At 72.7% G+C, this 18,666-nt stretch carries 14 protein-coding genes; 5 read left to right on the top strand and 9 right to left on the bottom strand.

The window, feature by feature from the left end:
- The first annotated feature begins 60 nt into the window (after window positions 1–60).
- The 3 genes from P2F65_RS18445 (at window position 61) to P2F65_RS02140 (ending at window position 2,464) form a co-directional block, all read left to right on the top strand.
- Window positions 61–861, top strand: coding sequence for a DUF2249 domain-containing protein (locus tag P2F65_RS18445; protein ID WP_345803667.1), 801 nt, complete (start codon window positions 61–63; stop codon window positions 859–861).
- A gap of 113 nt (window positions 862–974) precedes the next feature.
- Window positions 975–1,265 carry a hypothetical protein gene (locus P2F65_RS02145; RefSeq protein WP_275803692.1) on the top strand — a complete coding sequence of 97 codons (291 nt, stop codon included), beginning with the start codon at window positions 975–977 and terminating at the stop codon, window positions 1,263–1,265.
- The gene (locus P2F65_RS02140) at window positions 1,262–2,464 is read left to right on the top strand and encodes a hypothetical protein (RefSeq protein WP_275803690.1); all 1,203 of its coding nucleotides are present in this window, start codon (window positions 1,262–1,264) and stop codon (window positions 2,462–2,464) included. Before P2F65_RS02145 ends, P2F65_RS02140 begins: the two co-directional genes overlap by 4 nt.
- A 66-nt stretch (window positions 2,465–2,530) precedes the next feature.
- Here P2F65_RS02140 and P2F65_RS02135 read toward each other — a convergent pair whose 3' ends face one another.
- On the bottom strand, window positions 2,531–3,217 hold the full coding sequence (locus P2F65_RS02135; RefSeq protein ID WP_275803688.1) for a response regulator transcription factor: 687 nt from the start codon (window positions 3,215–3,217) through the stop codon (window positions 2,531–2,533).
- 442 nt (window positions 3,218–3,659) lie between these two features.
- On the opposite strand from P2F65_RS02135, the gene hrpA reads away from it, so the two are divergent.
- Both hrpA and P2F65_RS02125 read left to right on the top strand, forming a co-directional pair.
- On the top strand, window positions 3,660–7,454 hold the full coding sequence (gene hrpA, locus P2F65_RS02130) for an ATP-dependent RNA helicase HrpA (RefSeq protein ID WP_275803686.1): 3,795 nt from the start codon (window positions 3,660–3,662) through the stop codon (window positions 7,452–7,454).
- Window positions 7,455–7,553: 99 nt separating this feature from the next.
- Entirely contained in the window at window positions 7,554–8,474 is a 921-nt protein-coding gene (locus tag P2F65_RS02125; RefSeq protein ID WP_275803685.1) for a PAC2 family protein, read from the top strand.
- Window positions 8,475–8,510: 36 nt separating this feature from the next.
- Here P2F65_RS02125 and P2F65_RS02120 read toward each other — a convergent pair whose 3' ends face one another.
- The 8 genes from P2F65_RS02120 to P2F65_RS02085 are packed head-to-tail and all read right to left on the bottom strand — an operon-like array spanning window position 8,511 to window position 18,549.
- Window positions 8,511–9,311 carry a DUF1206 domain-containing protein gene (locus P2F65_RS02120; RefSeq protein WP_275803683.1) on the bottom strand — a complete coding sequence of 267 codons (801 nt, stop codon included), beginning with the start codon at window positions 9,309–9,311 and terminating at the stop codon, window positions 8,511–8,513.
- Between the two features lie 31 nt (window positions 9,312–9,342).
- Window positions 9,343–11,085: a DNA polymerase gene (locus P2F65_RS02115; protein WP_275803681.1), complete on the bottom strand. Its 1,743-nt coding sequence runs from the start codon at window positions 11,083–11,085 to the stop codon at window positions 9,343–9,345.
- Between the two features lie 44 nt (window positions 11,086–11,129).
- A complete protein-coding gene (locus tag P2F65_RS02110) occupies window positions 11,130–12,752 on the bottom strand; it encodes an FAD-dependent monooxygenase (RefSeq protein ID WP_275803679.1) in 1,623 nt (540 codons plus the stop codon).
- Window positions 12,749–13,708 (bottom strand): MBL fold metallo-hydrolase, encoded by a 960-nt coding sequence (locus tag P2F65_RS02105; RefSeq protein ID WP_275803677.1) that lies wholly within the window; start codon window positions 13,706–13,708, stop codon window positions 12,749–12,751. Before P2F65_RS02105 ends, P2F65_RS02110 begins: the two co-directional genes overlap by 4 nt.
- Window positions 13,705–14,541 carry an ABC transporter ATP-binding protein gene (locus tag P2F65_RS02100; RefSeq protein WP_275803675.1) on the bottom strand — a complete coding sequence of 279 codons (837 nt, stop codon included), beginning with the start codon at window positions 14,539–14,541 and terminating at the stop codon, window positions 13,705–13,707. The genes P2F65_RS02105 and P2F65_RS02100 overlap by 4 nt, the downstream gene beginning before the upstream one ends.
- On the bottom strand, window positions 14,538–16,490 hold the full coding sequence (locus tag P2F65_RS02095; protein WP_275803673.1) for a branched-chain amino acid ABC transporter ATP-binding protein/permease: 1,953 nt from the start codon (window positions 16,488–16,490) through the stop codon (window positions 14,538–14,540). Before P2F65_RS02095 ends, P2F65_RS02100 begins: the two co-directional genes overlap by 4 nt.
- Window positions 16,490–17,359, bottom strand: a complete 870-nt coding sequence (locus P2F65_RS02090; protein ID WP_275803671.1) for a branched-chain amino acid ABC transporter permease — start codon at window positions 17,357–17,359, stop codon at window positions 16,490–16,492. Before P2F65_RS02090 ends, P2F65_RS02095 begins: the two co-directional genes overlap by 1 nt.
- On the bottom strand, window positions 17,359–18,549 hold the full coding sequence (locus P2F65_RS02085) for an ABC transporter substrate-binding protein (RefSeq protein WP_275803669.1): 1,191 nt from the start codon (window positions 18,547–18,549) through the stop codon (window positions 17,359–17,361). The genes P2F65_RS02090 and P2F65_RS02085 overlap by 1 nt, the downstream gene beginning before the upstream one ends.
- Window positions 18,550–18,666: the final 117 nt, after the last annotated feature.

Raw genomic sequence — 18,666 nt, 5'->3', positions numbered from 1 at the left:
CAAGTGTATTAAATAGGTAGTCGCTCCGCCAGCCGGCGGGCACCACGTAGGAGGGTCACTGTGGACACCGTCGTCATCGCGTCAACCGAGCAGGACGCTGCCGCCGTCGAGGCCGTCAAAGGTCACCACGCAGAGATGGCGGGCACCCTGTCCATGCTCGCCCGCCGGATCGCCGCTGCGATCGACACCGGGTCATCGCTCGCCGCCCGGGACGAGCTCGTCGGCTGGGCCGAGGGCGACCTGGTGCCCCACGCGCTCGCCGAGGAGAAGGCGATGTACCCGCTGGCCCACGAGGACAGCCGCGCCCGGCTGCTCATCGACGCCATGCTGGCCGAGCACGCGCTCATCATGGACCTCGTCGCCCGGCTCAGGGGCGCGACGACCCAGGTCGAGGCGGCAGCCTGGGCAAGGGCGCTGTCCGTCACCTTCGAGAGCCACCTCGCGAAGGAGAACGACCAGGTCCTGCCCCTGCTGGCGCAGTCACCGGGGGTCTCCCTCGCCGGCGCCCTGACGGGCATGCACGAGCTGCTCGGCGACCACGGCGAGGGCCACGACCACAGCGGTGACCGCGCCGCCGCCGAGCCCGAGGTCGGTGGGTGTGGCGGGGGCTGTGCCTGTGGTGAGAGCGACGGCCCCGACCTGCCCGAGCTCGACGCGCGCGCCGTGCCCCACGCCATCCGACACGCGACGATCTTCGGCGCCCTGGATGCGCTGGGCCCGGGCGCCGGCATGGTGCTGATCGCCCCGCACGACCCGCTACCCCTGCTGAGGCAGGTCGAGGAGCGTGAGCCCGGGGCCTTCACGGTCGACTACCTCGCGCGCGGCCCCGAGACGTGGAGGCTCCGCTTCGTGCGCGCCTGACCAGGTACCGGGCGGCGCCGGCACACCCCCGCCCGCGCCGCCCGGCACCGCCCGCGCCCTTGGGCTGTGGACAACGCCAAGGGCTCACTCGCGACCCCTCCTAGCCTGACGGCATGCCTGAGATCGCGGTGAGCGCCGAGGACCTCGTTCGGCTGGCCGAGGAGCTCGACGAGATCAGGGCCTTCCTCGCGGCGCTCGACCGCGTGAGCACCATCGAGCCGTGGGCGTTCGGCCCCGGAGAGACGCCGGGCGCCCTGCTCGAGGTGCTCGGGAACTGGCAGCGCTACCGGCTGCTGCTCGGGCGGCAGCTGGACGCCCTCTCGTTGGCGGCGCGGGCGGCGGGGGCCGGCTACGCCGAGGTCGAGGCCACGGTGGCCGAGGGGTTCGAGGGCCTGCGAAGGTGAGCGGCTACCTCCCCATCCCCGGAAGCCCCGACGTGGTCGAGGCAGTCGCAGCCGCGCTGCGCGACGAGGCCCAGCGCATCGCCTCCACCCACGAGCGGCTGCTGGCGCTGCGCACCCGCACCTCGTGGGACAGCTCTGCCGGGCGCGCCTTCGCCGCCGAGCTGGCGCTCCTGCCGCGGGTGCTCGACCTGGTGGCCCAGAGGTATGCCGGCGCGGCGGCCGCCCTGCGCGCGTTCGCCTCCGGGTTCCGCGAAGCCCAGCTCGAGTGCAGCCTGGCGATCAGCCTGCGTGAACGGGGTGCGTGGCGTCGTGACCGCCACGCCGAGGCGCTGGCCCGGGCGGAGACCAGTGCCTCACCGGCCGACCTCGCCCAGGTGCCCGGGCTGCACCGGCTGATGGTGGAGGGTGCCGCCGAGGTGCTCGATGCGGAACGTCGCCACGGCGCTGCCCGTGAGCTCTTCGACCAGGCCGACCGTCGCTGCCGGCGGGCCCTGGCGGCACTCGACCACGACTCGCTCACCGACTCGCTCCAGTACGACACCATCAAGGGCGCCGAGGCGCTGGCCGACGGAGTGACCCGGTCCGCCGGCTACGTCGCGCTGGTCCCGGTCTGGGCGCCGGCGGCGAAAGCGGTGGGTGCGACGTCCGCGGCTGCGGGTCTGGTGCTCGACGGCATGGTCAAGGTGGCCTTCGACGAAGGCGACTGGGGCCCCATGGTGGAGGAGTTCGGCCTCGGCGTGCTCGGGTTCGGCGCGGCCTCGCTGCGCACCGCGGGCCTGGCCAGGGGCCTGCCGAGTGCCGCCCACCGCGGACCGAGCGGGTTCGCCAGCTCCTCCCAGCGGCTGCGCGCGGGCGTCAAGGAGCAGGCGACGGCCAACGACCCGTGGCGGATCGGGCCTGCCCGGGCGCAGCCGCCCGTGCGGTCCCTCCCCGCGGCAGGTCCTTTGCCCCTGCGCGGCCGGGTACGCCAGGAGGTGCGCGGCCGGGTCGACCGCACGGTCAAGGGCCTGCGGGGCGACTGGGGAGTGGCGACCCGCAACGGTGCCGACGCCCGCGCGATGTTGTTGACCGCGTGGGGCCTGAAGGCGGGCAGCACCACCTACACCGCGGCGAAAAAGGTCAACGCCGCCTACGAGCGGGTGACGATGGCCCGTGAGCGCTGGCTGGCGCGGGAGCACCGGGCCGAGCAGGCTCCCTGAGCTGAGCCGGACCTCGACGGGCACGCGAGGAGGGCTTCACGACCAGGGCCTCCCGACGAGGGCGGCTCACGGCGAGCGCAGGAGCGAGAGCGTGGCCCGGGCCCGACCGTTCTCGGTGCCGTCATGCTCCACGCCGAGCTCCTGCAGCAGGCCGGTGACGTGGCTGTCGGCGGTCTTCGCCGACAGCAACAGCGCCGAGGCGATCCCGGAGTTGGAGTGGCCCTGGGCCACGAGCGAGAGCACCTCGTGGTCGCGCGCGCTGAGCCGTGACAGCGGCGCCGCCTGCCCCCGCTCGAGGATCAGGGGCTTGACCACCTCAGGCGACAGCGCGAGCCCGCCACTCGCGACCCGGCGCAGCGCGTCGAGCAGGCCGAGCACGTCCTGGACCGTGTCACTGAGGAGGTAGCCCAGGCCGCTCTCAGCCCCGTCCACGAGGCGCTGCATGTCCTGCGGCTCGGGGTGGTTGGCGACGACGATCACCCCGACATCCGGGCGCTCGCCCTTGAGGGTGAGCGCCGCCTCCACGCCGGAGTCGAGCGCGCTGGGGGAGAGGCAGGCCTCCACGATCGCAAGGTCCGGTGCCATGGTGCGTACGGCGTCCCCGAGTGCTGACGGCTCCTGCACCGAGGCCACCACGTCGACCCCTCCCGCCTCGAGGAGCACCTGCAGCCCCTGGCGGAAGGCGGCGGATCCACCGGCCAGCACCACCCGGAGGGCGGCGACGGGTTGGGCCCGGGAGCGGCGCCGGGTCATGACCGAGTGGGCCGCTCCGGGCCTCGGGACACTCCGGCGAACGCGGTGGCCGCCCCGGCGACGACCGCTGCGGTCCGGCGGTTGACGCGCATGGTGCCTCCGATCACGGACCGGTGGTGGGTCACAGGGCCTACCCCCGACGCTAACGACGGCCACCGGGGGCGGGGTACAGCATCGCCACTAGCCCCGGGCAGCGTCCCGGTCGCCCAATTGGGTGACCGGGGAGGGTGCGTTGTGCGCCCGTATGCTGGGGCGCATGTCCACCCCGCGTCCCGGCGACTCCCCGTCCGGCCGCGGCAGCGAGGGAGCCCGCGGGGGTCCTGGTCGTGGGGGGAACGGCCCGGACTCGGCCGTGCGTTCGGCGCGCTCGGGAGGCAGGTCCGGGCGGACGCGGGCCGGTCGCCGACGCGTCCCGCAGCGTCCGCCCCGCCAGGCCATCCGGGTGCCTGACCTCCACTACCCCGAGCACCTTCCCGTGGTGGAGCGCAAGGACGACATCGCCGAGGCCATCCGCCACCACCAGGTCGTCATCGTGGCCGGTGAGACGGGCTCGGGGAAGACGACCCAGCTCCCGAAGATCTGTCTCGAGCTCGGGCGCGGGCGTGAAGGGCTGGTCGGCCACACCCAGCCACGCAGGATCGCCGCGAGGTCGGTGGCCGAGCGCATCGCCGAGGAGCTCGAGGTCGAGCTCGGCACGGCGATCGGCTACCAGGTGCGCTTCACCGACCTCAGCAGCGACAACACCCTCGTCAAGGTGATGACCGACGGCATCCTCCTGAACGAGATGCAGCACGACCGACTGCTCAGCAAGTACGACACGATCATCATCGACGAGGCGCACGAGCGGTCGCTCAACATCGACTTCATCCTCGGCTACCTCAAGCAGCTGCTGCCGCGTCGTCCCGACCTCAAGGTCGTCATCACGTCGGCGACGATCGACCCGGAGAAGTTCGCGAAGCACTTCGCCGGACCCGACGGCACACCGGCGCCCATCATCGAGGTGTCCGGCCGCACCTACCCAGTCGAGGTCCGCTACCGGCCCCTCGTCGACCCCGACCGCGAGGACGCCGAGGAGCGCGACCAGGTCACCGGCGTCTGCGACGCGGTCGAGGAGCTGTGGACCGAGCACCGCGAGGGCGACATCCTCGTGTTCCTCTCCGGCGAGCGCGAGATCCGTGACACCGCAGACGCGCTCGCGTCGATGGACCTGCCGCAGACCGAGGTCCTGCCGCTGTTCGCCCGCCTCTCCGCGGCCGAGCAGCACCGGGTCTTCGGGCGGCACACGGGCCGCCGGGTGGTGCTCGCCACCAACGTCGCCGAGACCTCCCTGACGGTGCCCGGCATCCGCTACGTCGTCGACGCCGGCACCGCGCGCATCTCCCGCTACAGCCAGCGCACCAAGGTGCAGCGCCTGCCCATCGAGCCGGTCTCGCAGGCCAGTGCCAACCAGCGCGCCGGCCGGTGCGGCCGGGTCGCCGACGGCATCTGCATCCGCCTCTACTCCCAGGACGACTTCGAGAGCAGGCCGGAGTTCACCGAGCCCGAGATCCAGCGCACCAGCCTCGCCTCGGTCATCCTCCACATGACCTCCCTCGGCCTCGGCGACATCGCCGCCTTCCCCTTCGTCGACGCCCCCGACTCGCGCCAGGTCGCCGACGGCATCCGCCTCCTCGAGGAGCTCCAGGCCTTCGACAGCGGGTATGCCGCGGAGCCGGCCCCCGTGGGCGCCGCGCCGCAGCGGGGCCGCGGCCGCGGCCGCGGGCGCCGGCTCACGGCATACGGCAGGACCTTGGCGCGGCTCCCGCTGGACCCGCGGCTCGGACGCATGCTCATCGAGGCGGACAGGCTCGGGTGCACCCGCGAGGTGCTCGTCATCGTCGCGGCGCTGTCGATGCAGGACCCGCGTGAGCGCCCGGCCGACCAGCAGACCCAGGCCGACCAGTCCCACGCGCGGTTCCGCGACGAGCACTCCGACTTCATCTCACTGCTCAACCTGTGGCGTTACCTCAAGGACCAGCAGAAGGCGTTGAGCGGCAGTGCTTTTCGGCGCATGTGCAAGGCTGAGTTCCTGCACTACCTCAGGGTGCGGGAGTGGCAGGACCTGCACACCCAGCTTCGCCAGGCGTGCCGCCAGCAGGACATCGACCCCGACCGGGCGACCGCTGCGAAGGACGAGGACCCCAAGGCCGACGTCATCCACCAGGCCCTGCTGGCCGGCCTGCTGTCGCACATCGGGCTGCGCGACGAGGCCAAGCGCGACTACCTCGGCGCCCGCGGCGCGCGGTTCGCGATCTCGCCCGGCTCGACGCTGTTCCGCCGCCAGCCCACCTGGGTGATGTCGGCCGAGCTGGTCGAGACGAGCCGCCTGTGGGCCCGCACCAACGCCCGCATCGACCCGGTCTGGGCGGAGCGGCTGGCCGCCCACCTCGTCAAGCGCACCTACAGCGAGCCGCGCTGGTCGAGGAAGCAGGGCGCCGCGCTGGCCACCGAGCGGGTCACGCTCTATGGCGTCCCGCTGGTGGCGGCCCGCACCGTGCAGTACGGGCGGATCAACCCCGATGAGTCGCGCGACCTCTTCATCCGGCACGCGCTCGTCGAGGGCGACTGGGAGACCCACCACGAGTTCTTCCGTGCGAACCAGGCACTGCTGGGGCGCCTCGCGGAGCTCGAGGAGCGGGCCAGACGACGTGACCTCATTGTCGACGACGAGGCCCTCGTCGAGTTCTACGACCAGCGCGTCCCGGCCGAGGTGGTCTCCTCGCGCCACTTCGACAGCTGGTGGAAGAGGGCCCGCCGGGAGACCCCGGACCTGTTGACCTTCACCGAGGAGATGCTCACCCGCGAGTCTGCCGACGAGGTGTCCGCCGGCGACTACCCCCGCACCTGGCGGCAGGGTGGTCTCGAGCTGCCGCTGACCTACCAGTTCGAGCCGGGCGCGGCGGCCGACGGCGTGACGGTGCACATCCCGGTGCAGGTGCTCAACCAGGTGGAGGACGACGGATTCGACTGGCAGGTGCCCGGGCTCCGGGCCGACCTCGCCACGGCCCTGCTGAAGTCGCTGCCGAAGGCCACCCGTCGGCACTTCGTGCCCACGCCCGACCACGCGGCCGCGGCCCTGGCCGACGCCCAGCCGGGCGGCGGGCGCCGGCTCGTCGACGAGATGGCGCGGGTGCTCTACGCGCGCACCGGTGTGCGCGTGCAGCCGGGGGAGTGGGAGGTGACCCGGGTGCCTGACCACCTGCGGATCACCTTCAGCGTCGACGACGACCGCGGTCGATCCCTCGCCAGCGGCAAGGACCTCGAGCAGCTCAAGGCCCAGCTCGCCAGCCAGGTGCAGCGCCGGATGTCGCGAGCCGGGGCGGCGATCGAGCGGAAGGGCCTGCGGCAGTGGGACTTCGGCGGCCTGCCGGCGACCTTCGAGACGCGGTCCGGCGGGCAGGCCGTGCAGGGCTACCCGGCACTGGTCGACCGTGGCGACTCCGTCGACCTCGTGGTGCTGCCGGGGGAGCGGGAGGCCGAGGCGGCCACCCGGCTGGGGGTGCGGCGCCTGCTGCTGCTCAACACCTCCGCGCCCTGGAAGCGCGTGCTCGCCCGGCTCACCAATGCGCAGAAGCTGGCGCTGGGCAACAACCCGCACGGCAGCGTGCCCGCCCTGCTCGACGACTGCCTCGCCTGCGCGGTCGACGCGATCGTGGCCGAGCGGCAGCCGGGGCCCGTGCGCGACCCGGAGGCCTTCGAGGAGGTCCTGGCGGCGGTGCGCACCCACGTCGCCACCCGGGTGCTCAACGTCGTCGATGAGGTCGAGCCGGTGCTCGGCCTGGCCCGCGAGGTCGAGCAGCGGCTCGCCTCCCTGCGCGCCCCTGCGGTCGCCTCGCTCGCGGCCGACCTGCAGGCGCAGCTGCGCAGCCTCGTCTACCCCGGCTTCGTCGCCGACACCGGCCTCGCCCGCCTGCCCCACCTGCGGCGCTACCTGCGGGGGATGCTCCTGCGCATCGAGAAGGCCCCCGGTGCCCTCCCACGAGACGCCCAGGGCCAGGAGGTCGTCGACCGCGTGGAGGAGGCCTACGCCGACCTGCTCGATTCCCTCGCCCCGGTGGACCGCCGCTCCCAGCCCGTGCTCGACGTCGGGTGGATGATCGAGGAGCTGCGGGTGAGCCTCTTCGCCAACAGCCTGGGCACGGCCCAGCCCGTCTCGGAGAAGCGCATCCACAAGGCGATCGCGGCGCTCACCGCCTGAGGCCCGTCATGCGATCGTGATGCCCCGCCCGGGCGGCTGAGGAATCGGTTGGCACACTGATCTGTTGATCCTCGAGTAGGACCACGAGAGAGGAACACCGTGCAGAACCCGTCCGAGCTGTACCGCTTCGAGACCGACGCCAAGCCGCACGAGCTGCGCGCCTCGGTGATGATCGTCACGCTCGGGGGATTCGTCGACGCCGGCCAGACGCAGCGCCTGCTCACCGAGCACCTGCTCGCGTCCTCGGACGGTTCGGTGGTCGCCTCCTTCGACGTCGACCAGCTCCTCGACTACCGCGGCCGGCGCCCCGGGATGGTCTTCGACACCAACCGCTGGGTCAGCTACGACGACCCCGCCCTCGCGCTGCACCGGCTGGTCGACCGTGACGGCACGCCGTTCCTGCTCCTGGCCGGGCCGGAGCCCGACTACCAGTGGGAGCGCGTGGTCGAGGCGATCCGCGAGCTCGTCGTCCGGCTGGGCGTCGACCTCGTGGTCACCGCGCACGGCATCCCCATGGCGGTGCCGCACACCCGGCCCATCGGCATGACCGCGCACGCCACCGACCCCCGACTGGTCCCCGAGCAGCTCAACCCGTTCGGCCGGGTGCAGGTGCCGGGCAGCCTCTCCTCGCTGCTCGAGCTGCGGCTGGGGGAGTCGGGCCACGACGCCATCGGCTTCGCCATCCACGTGCCCCACTACCTGGCGCAGTCGGAGTTCGCCGACGGCGCCGTCACCGCGCTCAACGCCATCACCGGCGCGACGGCCCTCGACCTGCCGATCGACGACCTGGTCGCCGCGGCGGGCCTCAACCGTGCCGAGATCGCCGACGAGCTTGCCGGTTCCGAGGAGGTGGCCCAGGTGGTCGCCGCCCTCGAGCGCCAGTACGACACCTTCGTCGAGGGGCTGCAGAAGCCGAGCCTGCTCGCCACCGACGTGAGCGAGCTGCCCTCGGCCGACGAGATCGGCGCCGAGTTCGAGCAGTTCCTGCGCGAGGTCGCCGAGGACGAGCGCGACGACTGACGCCCGGGACGCGCGCCGACTGCCGGCGCGCCGGGCTCAGACTCGCGCGTGCCGCGCGCGGCTGAAGCTGTAGAGCCCGTAGGCGCCGATGCCGAGCGCGACGGCGGTCAGCAACCCCGGGCCGAAGGGCTGGTCCTTCAGGGTGCGCAGGGCGCCGTCGAGCCCCTTGGACTCCTCGGGGTTGGCGTGCATGGCCGCAAGGATGAACAGCACGCCCACCACGGCGAGGGCCACGCCCTTGGCGATGTAGCCCACGACGCCGGCGCGGACCGCCCAGGTGCCCGGGTCCTTCTCGAGGTCGCGCAGGAAGCCCTCGGTGGCGCCCTTCCAGACGTGGTAGGCACCGACGCCGATCACGACGAGGCCGACGATGCCCACGAGCCACTGCCCGCCCGGCTTGCTCATGAGCGAGGAGGTGAGGTCGACCGTCTGGCTCTCGCTGTCCGAGCTCTTGCCACGCGCGAAGTTGAACGTCGTCCAGCCCAGCGCGAGGTAGATCACGGCCTTGCTGAACGCCTTGATGCGCCCACCCCAGGCCTCCTTGTCGGAGCCGGGGTGTCCGAAGGCCGAGTCAGCCAGCTGCCACAGCCCGAGACCGAGGAAGCCCAGCACGCCCACCCACAGGGCGAGCATTCCGGCGCTGTTGCCCGCGAGCGACTGCAGTGCCCCGCTCTGGTCGGCGTCCTTGCCCGAGCCGCCCAGACCCCACGCGACCTGCAGCGCGATCCACCCGATGAGCAGGTGGAGCAGGCCACTGACCGCGTAGCCCACCCGGGCCGCGGTCTCGAGGGCAGGGTGGTCGCTGGCCTGCCGCGCACTGCTGATGACGTCGCTCATGGGCACAGCGTGGCACGTCGGGGGCCACACCTCACTCCTTGGCGTCCGACCAGCGCGTCACGATGCTCGCGTCCGCCACGAAACGGACCTCGGTCGAGCCCGTCCAGCGCCGCGCGCTGTCGTCCAGGGCGTGCACGACGCGGTGCAGGCACTCCTCGGCCCGGTCGGCCGGAACGTGCACGAGGAGCTCGTCGTGCAGGCACAGCACGATCTGCGCGCCGAGGTCGCGCGTGGTGGCCCGCACCGTCGCAGCCCAGGCCTTGAACAGCTCGGCGGCAGCCCCCTGGATGACGGCATTGCGGGCGAACCTGCCGCGGGCCGCGTCCCGCGCCGGGTCCGCCCCGGGGGCGATGCCCTCGGCGGAGGGCCCCATAGGGATGGTGCGGCCCCCGAAGGTGCGCACCGGCCGGCCCCGAGCACCCGCGGCATACGCCTGGTCGAGGAAGGCCATCGCGATCGGGTAGGCGCGCTCCAGGCCCTTGAGCGCCTCTCCCGCGGCGCCGCTGCGCTGGCCGTACATCGCGGCGAGCACCGCGATCTTGGCCACGGGGCGCTCGACCCCCAGCGTGGCGGCCACCGGAGCGTAGAGGTCGTCGGCGCGGGTCGCGGCGGCGAAGGCACGGTCACCGGACACCGCGGCGAGCACCCGCGGCTCGATCTGCCCGAGGTCGGCGCGCACGAGGACGTGGCCCGGGTGCGCCGCCACCGCCGGACGCAGGGAGGCAGGCAGGTTGTGCAGCCCGTTCTGGGCGGTCATCCGCCCGGCGGCGCCGTCGCATGCGGTCCAGGCGCCCCGCAGGCGGTCGTCGGCGCCGACGTGGGCCTCGAGCCAGGCGTAGCCGTAGGTCGTGGCGATCCGCTCGTCCTTGCGCCACTCCAGCAGGGCAGCCACCAGGGGGTGGGTGTCCCGGAACGGCTCGAGCACCCACTTGCGCGTGTTGGGCACGTCGACGCCGACGCTGGCGAGCAGCTCGCGCACCTGCACCGGGTTGCGCAGGTCGGTGGACTCGCGGCCCGGCGCGAGCCGAAGCACGGCCGTGTCCCGCTGGGCCCGCACGGCGCGGGCCTGGCGCTCGTCCTCCGGCCGGGGTCCCGCAGCCTCGGCGATCAGCCGCTCGGCGGTCGCGCGGTCCAGCGGCAGCCCGTCGCGCTCGAGCTCCACGCAGAGCAGCGCGGCCGCGGACTCGGAGTGCGCCGTGCCCACCCCGCGCGGACCTGCCTGGTTGAGCGCCTTCTCCTGTGCCACAGCGCATTCCAGTGCAGCCCGGGCCCACGACACCAGGCGGGAGGGTGTCATCGTCCACCCCGCCGAACCGTCTGCCCCTGCCTCCGGCCGGAGGTACCCATCGGTGCGCACCGCGCTGTCGGGGTCGCCGGTGTCGGCCTCGGCGGCGCCGAAGTCGAAGAGGTCGCCGACGGTGGCGGCCGGGATGGTCGACGGATCGAGGCCCTGCGCCCGGGCCCAGGCCACGTGCGCAGAGGCCTCCCACCCACCGGCGAGGATCCGGTGCGCCTCGGCCACGTCCCAGCAGCGGGCGAGCGGGACCCGGGCGGCGACCAGGGGGGCGGCGTCTTGGGCGGCCGACCACCAGGTCCAGCGCGGGGAGCGCTCGCGCTCGAGGCGCTCCACGAGGCCCACCACCTGCTCGTCAGTGCCGCACTCCTCGACCCCCTCGCCGACCACGGCGACCAGCCGAGGCTGACCAGCGGTGCGAGGTGCGGCCACGAGGGCGAGGCGGGTGCCGCGAGGGGAGCCGGCGGGAGGTCCCGTCACCACTGCCTGCCGCCGCCCACGACGAGCAGCCTAGGACACGGTGCTCACCGGGGGAGCAGGCGTCGGGCGGCCGCCGCCAGGTCCTTCGGAGTGGCCACGCAGGCTGCGAGATGGGCGTCGGGCCGCACCAGCCACATCTCGCGGCTGCCCTCCATGCGGAGGGCAGTGCGCAGTATGCCGTCGGTGTCGATCTCGTCGAGGGGCACGATCCGGCGGGGCAGCTCCGGGGGAAGGACGTCGTCGAGGGCCTTGGCCGCGGCCTCGCGCTGGCCGGCGTCCCCGAGGAGCACCAGCAGCCCGGACCGGCACAGCTGCCGAATGTGGGTGACGCCGGGGTTCTCGGCGTCTCGGACAGGGGCATCGGGGATGATCACGCCGGGGACCGGTGCCGGTGCCTGTCCGCGGGGCGGACGCCCCGGCCAGTGGCGGGCGCTGTGGGGGGTCGTGAGCTCCGAGTCGACGTACCAGAAGGGCTCGGCCAGGCGCCCCGAGTCGACGCGCTCGTGCACGGCGGGGTCGGTGACGGCAGCCTCGAGGAGCTCGCGCCGGCGCGCGGCTCCTTCCGGCGAGTGGGGGACGAGGAAGTCCATCGTGGCCGAAGTGACCCCCAGGTTCTCGACCGCCGCGGCCCGACGCTCGCTCTCGTAGGAGTCCAGCAGGGCCTCGCCCGCCCATCCCCGCAGGACGAACGCGATCTTCCAGGCCGCGTTGTCCGCGTCTCCCACACCGGAGTTGAGGCCGCGGGCGCCGAAGGGGGCCACGAGGTGCGCGAGGTCGCCGGCGAGCAGCACCCGCCCGACACGGAACCGGTCGGCGACGCGGGCGTGGAAGGTGTACAGCGACGTCCAGTCGACCTCGTAGGACCGATCGCCGACCACCTGCCGGATCCGCACGTCGAGGGAGCCGTCGGCGCGGGCGCGATCGAGGTCGAACGAAGGGTCGACCTGCCAGTCGATGCGGTAGAGCCCGCCGGGGCAGGGGTGGATCAGCACCTGCCGGCCGGGGTTCCAGACGGGGTCGAAGTAGAACCGTCGCTCGTTCTCCCAGCCGGGCAGCTCGGCCCGGATGTCGCAGATCAGGAACGAGTCGGCAAAGCTGCGCCCCTCGAACCCCACGCCCAGCAGCTCACGCAGCTGCCGCCCGCGCGCCCCGCCGCACGCCACGGCATACGCAGCCTCGACGTCGACCGGGCCGGCGCTGGTCTCGCAGTGCACGACCACGCGGTCGTCGAGCTCCTGGTCGAGCCCGACGACCTCGTGGCCCCACCGCTCCTCGATGAGCGGCTGGGCGGCGATGGCCTCGTCGAGGATCTCCTCCGTGCGCGCCTGTGAGATGTTCACGAACGGCGGGAACGGCGAGCGGCCAGGGTCCTGCAGCTCGACGCAGAAGAGCTCGTGCTCACGGTAGAAAGTGCGCGCGCGGGACCACGTCAGGCCCTCCTGGGCGATGCGCTCGCCGCCGCAGGATGCCCACACGTCGAGCACGTCGCGCTGTTGGCAGATGGCCTTGCTGCCCACGGGGTCACGGGCCGGTCGTCGGTCCAGGAGCACCACGTGCACCCCCCACCCGGCCAGCAGCAGCGCCGTCGTCTGGCCGACCGGGCCGTTGCCGATGACCGCGACGCGACCGGCGGAGCGGGGGCCGGTGGGTCCCGCCCCGCTGCTCATGACTGGAGCTGGTCCCAGACCTCGCGGTCCCGCTCCGCCGTCCAGATGACCGGCCGCTCGATCCCGGACAGCTCGTCCCAACAGCGCGAGACGTCGAAGGGCAGCGTGTGCTCGAAGATCGGCCACGAGCCGTACTGGTCGACCAGCGCCGCATGACAGGCGTCGAACGCCTCCTTGAGCGTGCCGTCCCGGCCCTGGACCTCCCGCACCTTCTCGATGATGACGGCCAGGAAGTGCCGGCTCTGCTCGATGGCGGCGTTGACCTCGTCCCCGCCGCGCACGACACCGCCCCGACCGCCGACGAGCTGGTCTGCGCCGAAGGACGCCACCGTGTCGAGTGTGGACGTGGACCACTCCTGGTGGAACGCGTCGCCGGTGTAGAGCGCTGCCCTGGCCTCGACCAGGTCACCGGCGAAGAGGATCCGGTCCTTGGGCAGCCAGGCGACGATGTCGCCCTCGGTGTGCCCACGGCCGCAGTACCTCAGCACGAGGTCCCCGCGGACGCCACCGAGCGGGATCGTCAGCTCGTCGGTGAAGGTGCGGGTCGGGTGCGTCAGGCCGGGGATCGACTCCGGCTCCTTGAAAAGCCTTGGCATGCGGCCGAACTCGCTGTCCCAGTCCTGCTGGCCGCGCTCCTCGATGAGGAACCTCGTGCGCTCGTGGGCGATGATCTCGTCTGCCTCGAACGCGGACGCGCCGAGGACCCGCACCGCGTGGTAGTGCGAGAGCACGAGGTGGCGGACCGGCTTGTCGGTGTGCTCGCGAAGCCGGTCGAGCCACTCGCGTGCCGCCACCGGGGTGGCGCGGGCCTCGAAGGCGACGACGAAGTCCTCGCCCTCTATGGCGCCGACGTTCGGGTCGCCCTCGGCGGTCAGGGCGTAGACGCCGTCGGCCAGGACCTCGAGGGTCTCGGTCTTCTCGGTCAGGTCGCCCGACGAGGCGAAGGGCTTGCTCACTGGTCCTCCTGGGGAGCGGGGGAGCTGGGGCTGGGGGAGGCGGGCAACGAAGCCGTGGCGCTGCGGGCCGCCACCGACCCTGACGACGTGGAACCGCCGCCGAGGTAGGCCTTGCGCACCCGGTCATCGCTGGACAGGTCGGCCGGGGTGCCCTGTGCCACAACGGATCCGCGTTCCATCACGACGACCCGGTCGGCCACCGTGAACGCGGCCCGGATGTTCTGCTCGATGAGCAGGACCGCGAGCCGCTTGCTGTCGCGCAGCGCCCCGAGGGCGGCGATGATCTCGCCCACCACCTTGGGGGCCAGGCCCAGGCTGGGCTCGTCGAGCACGACCACCGACGGCTCGGCCATGAGGGCGCGGGCCATCGCCAGCATCTGCTGCTCGCCCCCGGAGAGCGCGCCGGCCGGCAGGGTGATCCGGTCGGCGAGCCGCGGGAACAGCTCGAGCGCCTCGGCCCGCCGCTGTGCGTGCCTGCCGTCGCCACGCCGGGTCCATCCCCCGAGCTCGAGGTTGTCGTCGACGGTGAGGGAGGGGAACACCAGCCGGTTCTCCGGCACGTGGGCCATGCCGCGGGCCGCGATCTGCTCCGCGCCCATGGTGGTGACCTCCTCGCCGCCGAGGAGGACCGTCCCGCCGGTGGGGCGGATCAGGCCGGACACCGCCCGCAGGAGGGTGGTCTTTCCGGCGCCGTTTGAGCCGATGACGGCGACCAGCTCGGCAGGTGCCACGGAGACGTCGACACCGTGGAGGACCTCGAGCTTGTCGTAGGCCGCGGTGAGGCCCGTGACCTCCAGCCCACCGCCGGGCCGCGTGCCCTGCTGCCTGCTCATGCCTCGACCTCCGCCGCGGCCCCGCGGATCAGCGCCTCGTCGTCCTCACCGGTGCCGAGGTAGGCGGCGATGACGGCGGGGTTGCCGCGCACCTCGTCGGGGGAGCCGAGCGCGATGAGGCGCCCGTCGTCCAGGACGGCGACGCGGTCGGCGAGGGCCATGACGGCGTCGACGTCGTGCTCGACGAGCAGCACGGAGATGCCGGCCTCGCGCACGCGGCGCAGCAGCCACGCGAGCGAGTCGCGCTCCGGGCCGCTGAGCCCCGCCATGGGCTCGTCGAGCAGCAGCAGGGCGGGGGCGAGGGCGAGCGCCCTGGCGACCTCGACCTTGCGCTGCTGACCGAACGACAGGTCGGTGATGGGACGGTCTGCGTCCGGCGTGAGGCCGAGCGCCTCGACCGCGGTGCGGGCGGACTCGTCGATCTCGCGCTCCTCGCGTCCCGACAGCCCGAGCATCCCGCGGACGATCCCGGAGCGGCTGCGCAGGTGGCGGGCCACCTTGACGTTGCCCAGCACCGTTGAGCTGCCGAAGACCTGCAGGTTCTGGAAGGTGCGGGTGGCGCCGAGCTCGGCGATGGCGTGCGGTCGACGACCCTGGACCTGCTGGCCCCGGAGCGTGACGGTGCCGGAGGTGGGCTGGAGGACGCCGGTGATGACGTTGAACGCCGTGGTCTTGCCGGCGCCGTTGGGGCCGATCAGCGCGAGGATCTCGCCGGCGCGGACCTCGAGGCCGAGGTCGTCGAGTGCCTTGACGCCGCCGTACCTCTTGGTCAGGCCGCTGACGGTCAGCAGCGTGGTCCCCGCCTCAGGGGTGTCTGCCTGGGCCAGCAGCTGCTCGAGGGCCTTGCGCCCGGTGTATGCCGCGGGTCCACCGCCCGCGTGCTCCCCGCCTTCGTGGTCGCGGGCCGCGTGCACAGCCGCGGGGGAGGCGGTCGAGATCTGCACGTCTGGCTCGACGTCGGAGCCGGCCAGGGCGCCGGCTGTCGCGGGGGAGCCGGTGCGCTTGGTCAGCTTGTTCCACAGCTGGGCCAGGCCGCCGGGCAGCAGGATGATCAGCAGGACGAGCACCACGCCGAAGCCGATGAGCTGCACCTCGCCGGAGGCGCCGGGGATCAGCTGGGGGATGATCGTGCGCGAGCCCTCGTCGATGGCCTCGACGGCGACGGCGCCGGTGATGGCGCCCCACACGGTGCCGAGGCCGCCGAGCACGACCATGAGGAGCATCTGCACGCTGAGCTCGAAGCCGGCGGCCTCGGGGCTCACCACCGCGAGCCAGTGGGCGTAGAACACGCCGGCCAGGCCGGCATACGCCGCAGCGAGGACGAACACGCGCAGGCGCAGCGCGAAGGTGTCCACGCCGAGGCACTCCGCGGCGACCTCCGAGTCGTTGACGGCGCTGAGGGCCCGCCCCGAGCGGCTGTGCACGAGGGTGTGGGCCAGCAGGAGGCCGATGACCACGAAGGGGACCAGCAGCCAGAAGTACTCCTGGGGGCTGTCGTAGACCCGGCCGTTGAAGTCCGGCTTGGGGATCCCGAAGATCCCGGAGGTGCCGCCGGTGACCTCGAGCTCGCGGACGACAACGGAGACGATGATGCCGAGACCGAGGGTGGCCAGGGCCAGGAAGTGGCCGCGCAGCCGCAGGAGGGGAAGGCCGACGAGCAGGGCCAGCAGCATCGCCGCGGCCACCGCGATCACCGCGGCGAGGAGCCCGGGGACCTCCGTCCTCGTGACGAGGATCGCCTGCGTGTAGGCCCCCACCGCGAAGAAGGCGGCGTGCCCCAGGCTGACCTGGCCGGCGAGGCCCATCAGCAGGGACAGGCCGATGGCCGCGAGGGCGTAGATGAGGGCATAGACGCCGACGTTGACCAGGCTGGTCGAGAACAGGAGCGGGAAGAGGAGGAGGAAGACCGCGAAGACGACGAAGGGCAGGAGCCGCCGGGTGCGTGCCATCAGACCCGCACCCCCGACGTCTTCAGGGCCAGGCCCTGCGGGCGGACGAGCAGCACCAGCAGGAGCACGATGAAGGCGACCGCGTCGCGGTAGCCCGCCGCGCCGTAGCCGGCCACCAGGCTCTCGAGCACCCCGAGGAAGAGTCCGCCGAGCATGGCCACCCGGAACGAGACGAGCCCGCCGAGGGTGGCGGCGACGAAGCCCTTCAGGCCCAGGGTCAGGCCGTGGTTCCAGGAGCTGAGGTAGATGGGGCTGCTGACCACACCGGCCACGGCGCCCACGAGCCCGGCGATGGCGAAGGCGACCATCGTGGCGGTCCGGGGGGAGATGCCCACCAGCCGCGCGGCGATCGGCTGCTCGGCGCACGCCCGCAGGGCCTTGCCCGCCGTGGTGTGCTCGTAGAACCACACCACGGCATACCCCACGACCGCCGCGGTGCCCAGGATCCACACCTCCTGGGAGCGGATGCTGACGCCGCCGACGACGAAGTCCCGCCCCGGGAAGTCGGGAAGGCGGTGGGCCTCCGGGCCCCACACCAGGAGCATGACGGCCTTGAGCACCGTCGAGATGCCGAGGGTGAGGATGATCGAGGTCAGCGGGGTCATCCGGCGCACCGGCCGGATCGCGACCCGTTCGATGACCACGGACACCAGCACCACGAGCGGCACGACGAGCACGACGGCCGGGAGGAGGGGGACGCCTGCGGTGACGGCGCTGATGGCGCTCAGGCCGGCGAGGGCGGCGTACTCGCCCTGCGCGATGTTGACGATCTCCCTGACGGAGAAGATCGCCACGAACCCCAGCGCTATCAGCCCGTAGACCGCTCCCAGCGCCAGCCCGGAGAAGACCAGCTGGAAGAGGTCGCTCATCAGCTTCCCTCGATGACCTTCCACTGGCCGGTGTCGACGGTGACCATCATCAGGGCGTCCTTGGTGAGACCGGAGTGGTCCTCGGGCGTCATGGTGAACACGCCGCTGATGCCCGGCCAGTCGGACGTCTGCTCGATCGCGTCACGGAGCTTGTTCGGGTCGGTGCCCGCCTTCTTCAGCGACTCGATGGCGATCATGAAGCCGTCGTAGGCGTGGCCGGCGAAGGTCGACGGGTTCTGGTTGTACTTGGCCTTGTAGTCGCTGATGAACTTCGTGACGACCTCCTTCTGCGGGTCGTCAGCCGGGAGCTGGTCGGCGACGAGCATGCGCCCGAGTGCCGCCCGGAGGCCGTCGGCCGAGCCCTTGGCGGTGTCGAGGAAGACCTGGTTGCCGATGCCGTGCGACTGGTAGACCGGCACCTTCGGGCCGATGCGCTCGTAGGAGACCTGGGCCAGCGAGGCGGCCGGGGGGATGCCCCAGATGAGGGTGGCGTCGGGGTCGGCCTTGCGGATGTTCACCATCTGCGCGGTGAAGTCCGTGGCGTCGGGCGCGAACTTCTCGACGGCGACCACCTCGATGCCGGCCGGCTTGCCGATCTCGGCGAGCATCTCGGGGATGCCCTCGCCGAAGCCGGACGCGTCGCGGGCCACGGCGATCTTCTTCAGGCCCTGGCTCTTCATGTCGTCGACGAGGCGCTCGAGGACGACCCGGTCGTTCTGTGCGGTCTTGAACACCCAGGTCGACCCGTCGACGATCTTCTGGTTGGCGGCCAGGGAGATCATCGGCTTCTTGGCCTGCTCCGCGAGGGGGCGCATCGCCAGGCTGGGGCCGGTGCGCGAGGCGCCGAGCAGGATGTCGACCTTCTCGGTGCTGAGCAGCTTGCTGGCGGCCTTCGCGGCGCCGTCCTCGGTGGACTGGTTGTCCTCGATCAGCAGCTCGACCTTGCGGCCGTTGACGCCTCCGGCGGCGTTGACCTGCTCGGCCAGCATCAGGAGCGTCTGCCGCTCGGGAACCCCGAGGCTCGCGCCCGCGCCGGTGATGTCGAGCACGGCGCCGATCTTGATCGGGCCGCTGGCGGTGGTCCCCCCTCCCGAGCTGCCGGTCTCCTCGGACTCTGCGCAGGCCGTCGAGACGAGCGCGAGGGCGCTGATCGCCACGGCGGAGGTGATGGAGCGGACGATGCGTGTCATGCCTGGTCTCCTGACGGCCGGTATGGCCCTACACGACGCTGTGTTCTATATTCGAACGACCGGTTCGAATATTGAACGAGACTAGAGGGCGGTTTCCCGGGGTGGCAAGAGATGTTG

It is taken from the genome of Knoellia sp. p5-6-4, assembly GCF_029222705.1.
Classification (GTDB): domain Bacteria; phylum Actinomycetota; class Actinomycetes; order Actinomycetales; family Dermatophilaceae; genus Pedococcus_A.
Note: the sequence above shows the minus strand (reverse complement) of the source record. Positions and strands in the feature narration are given on the sequence as shown.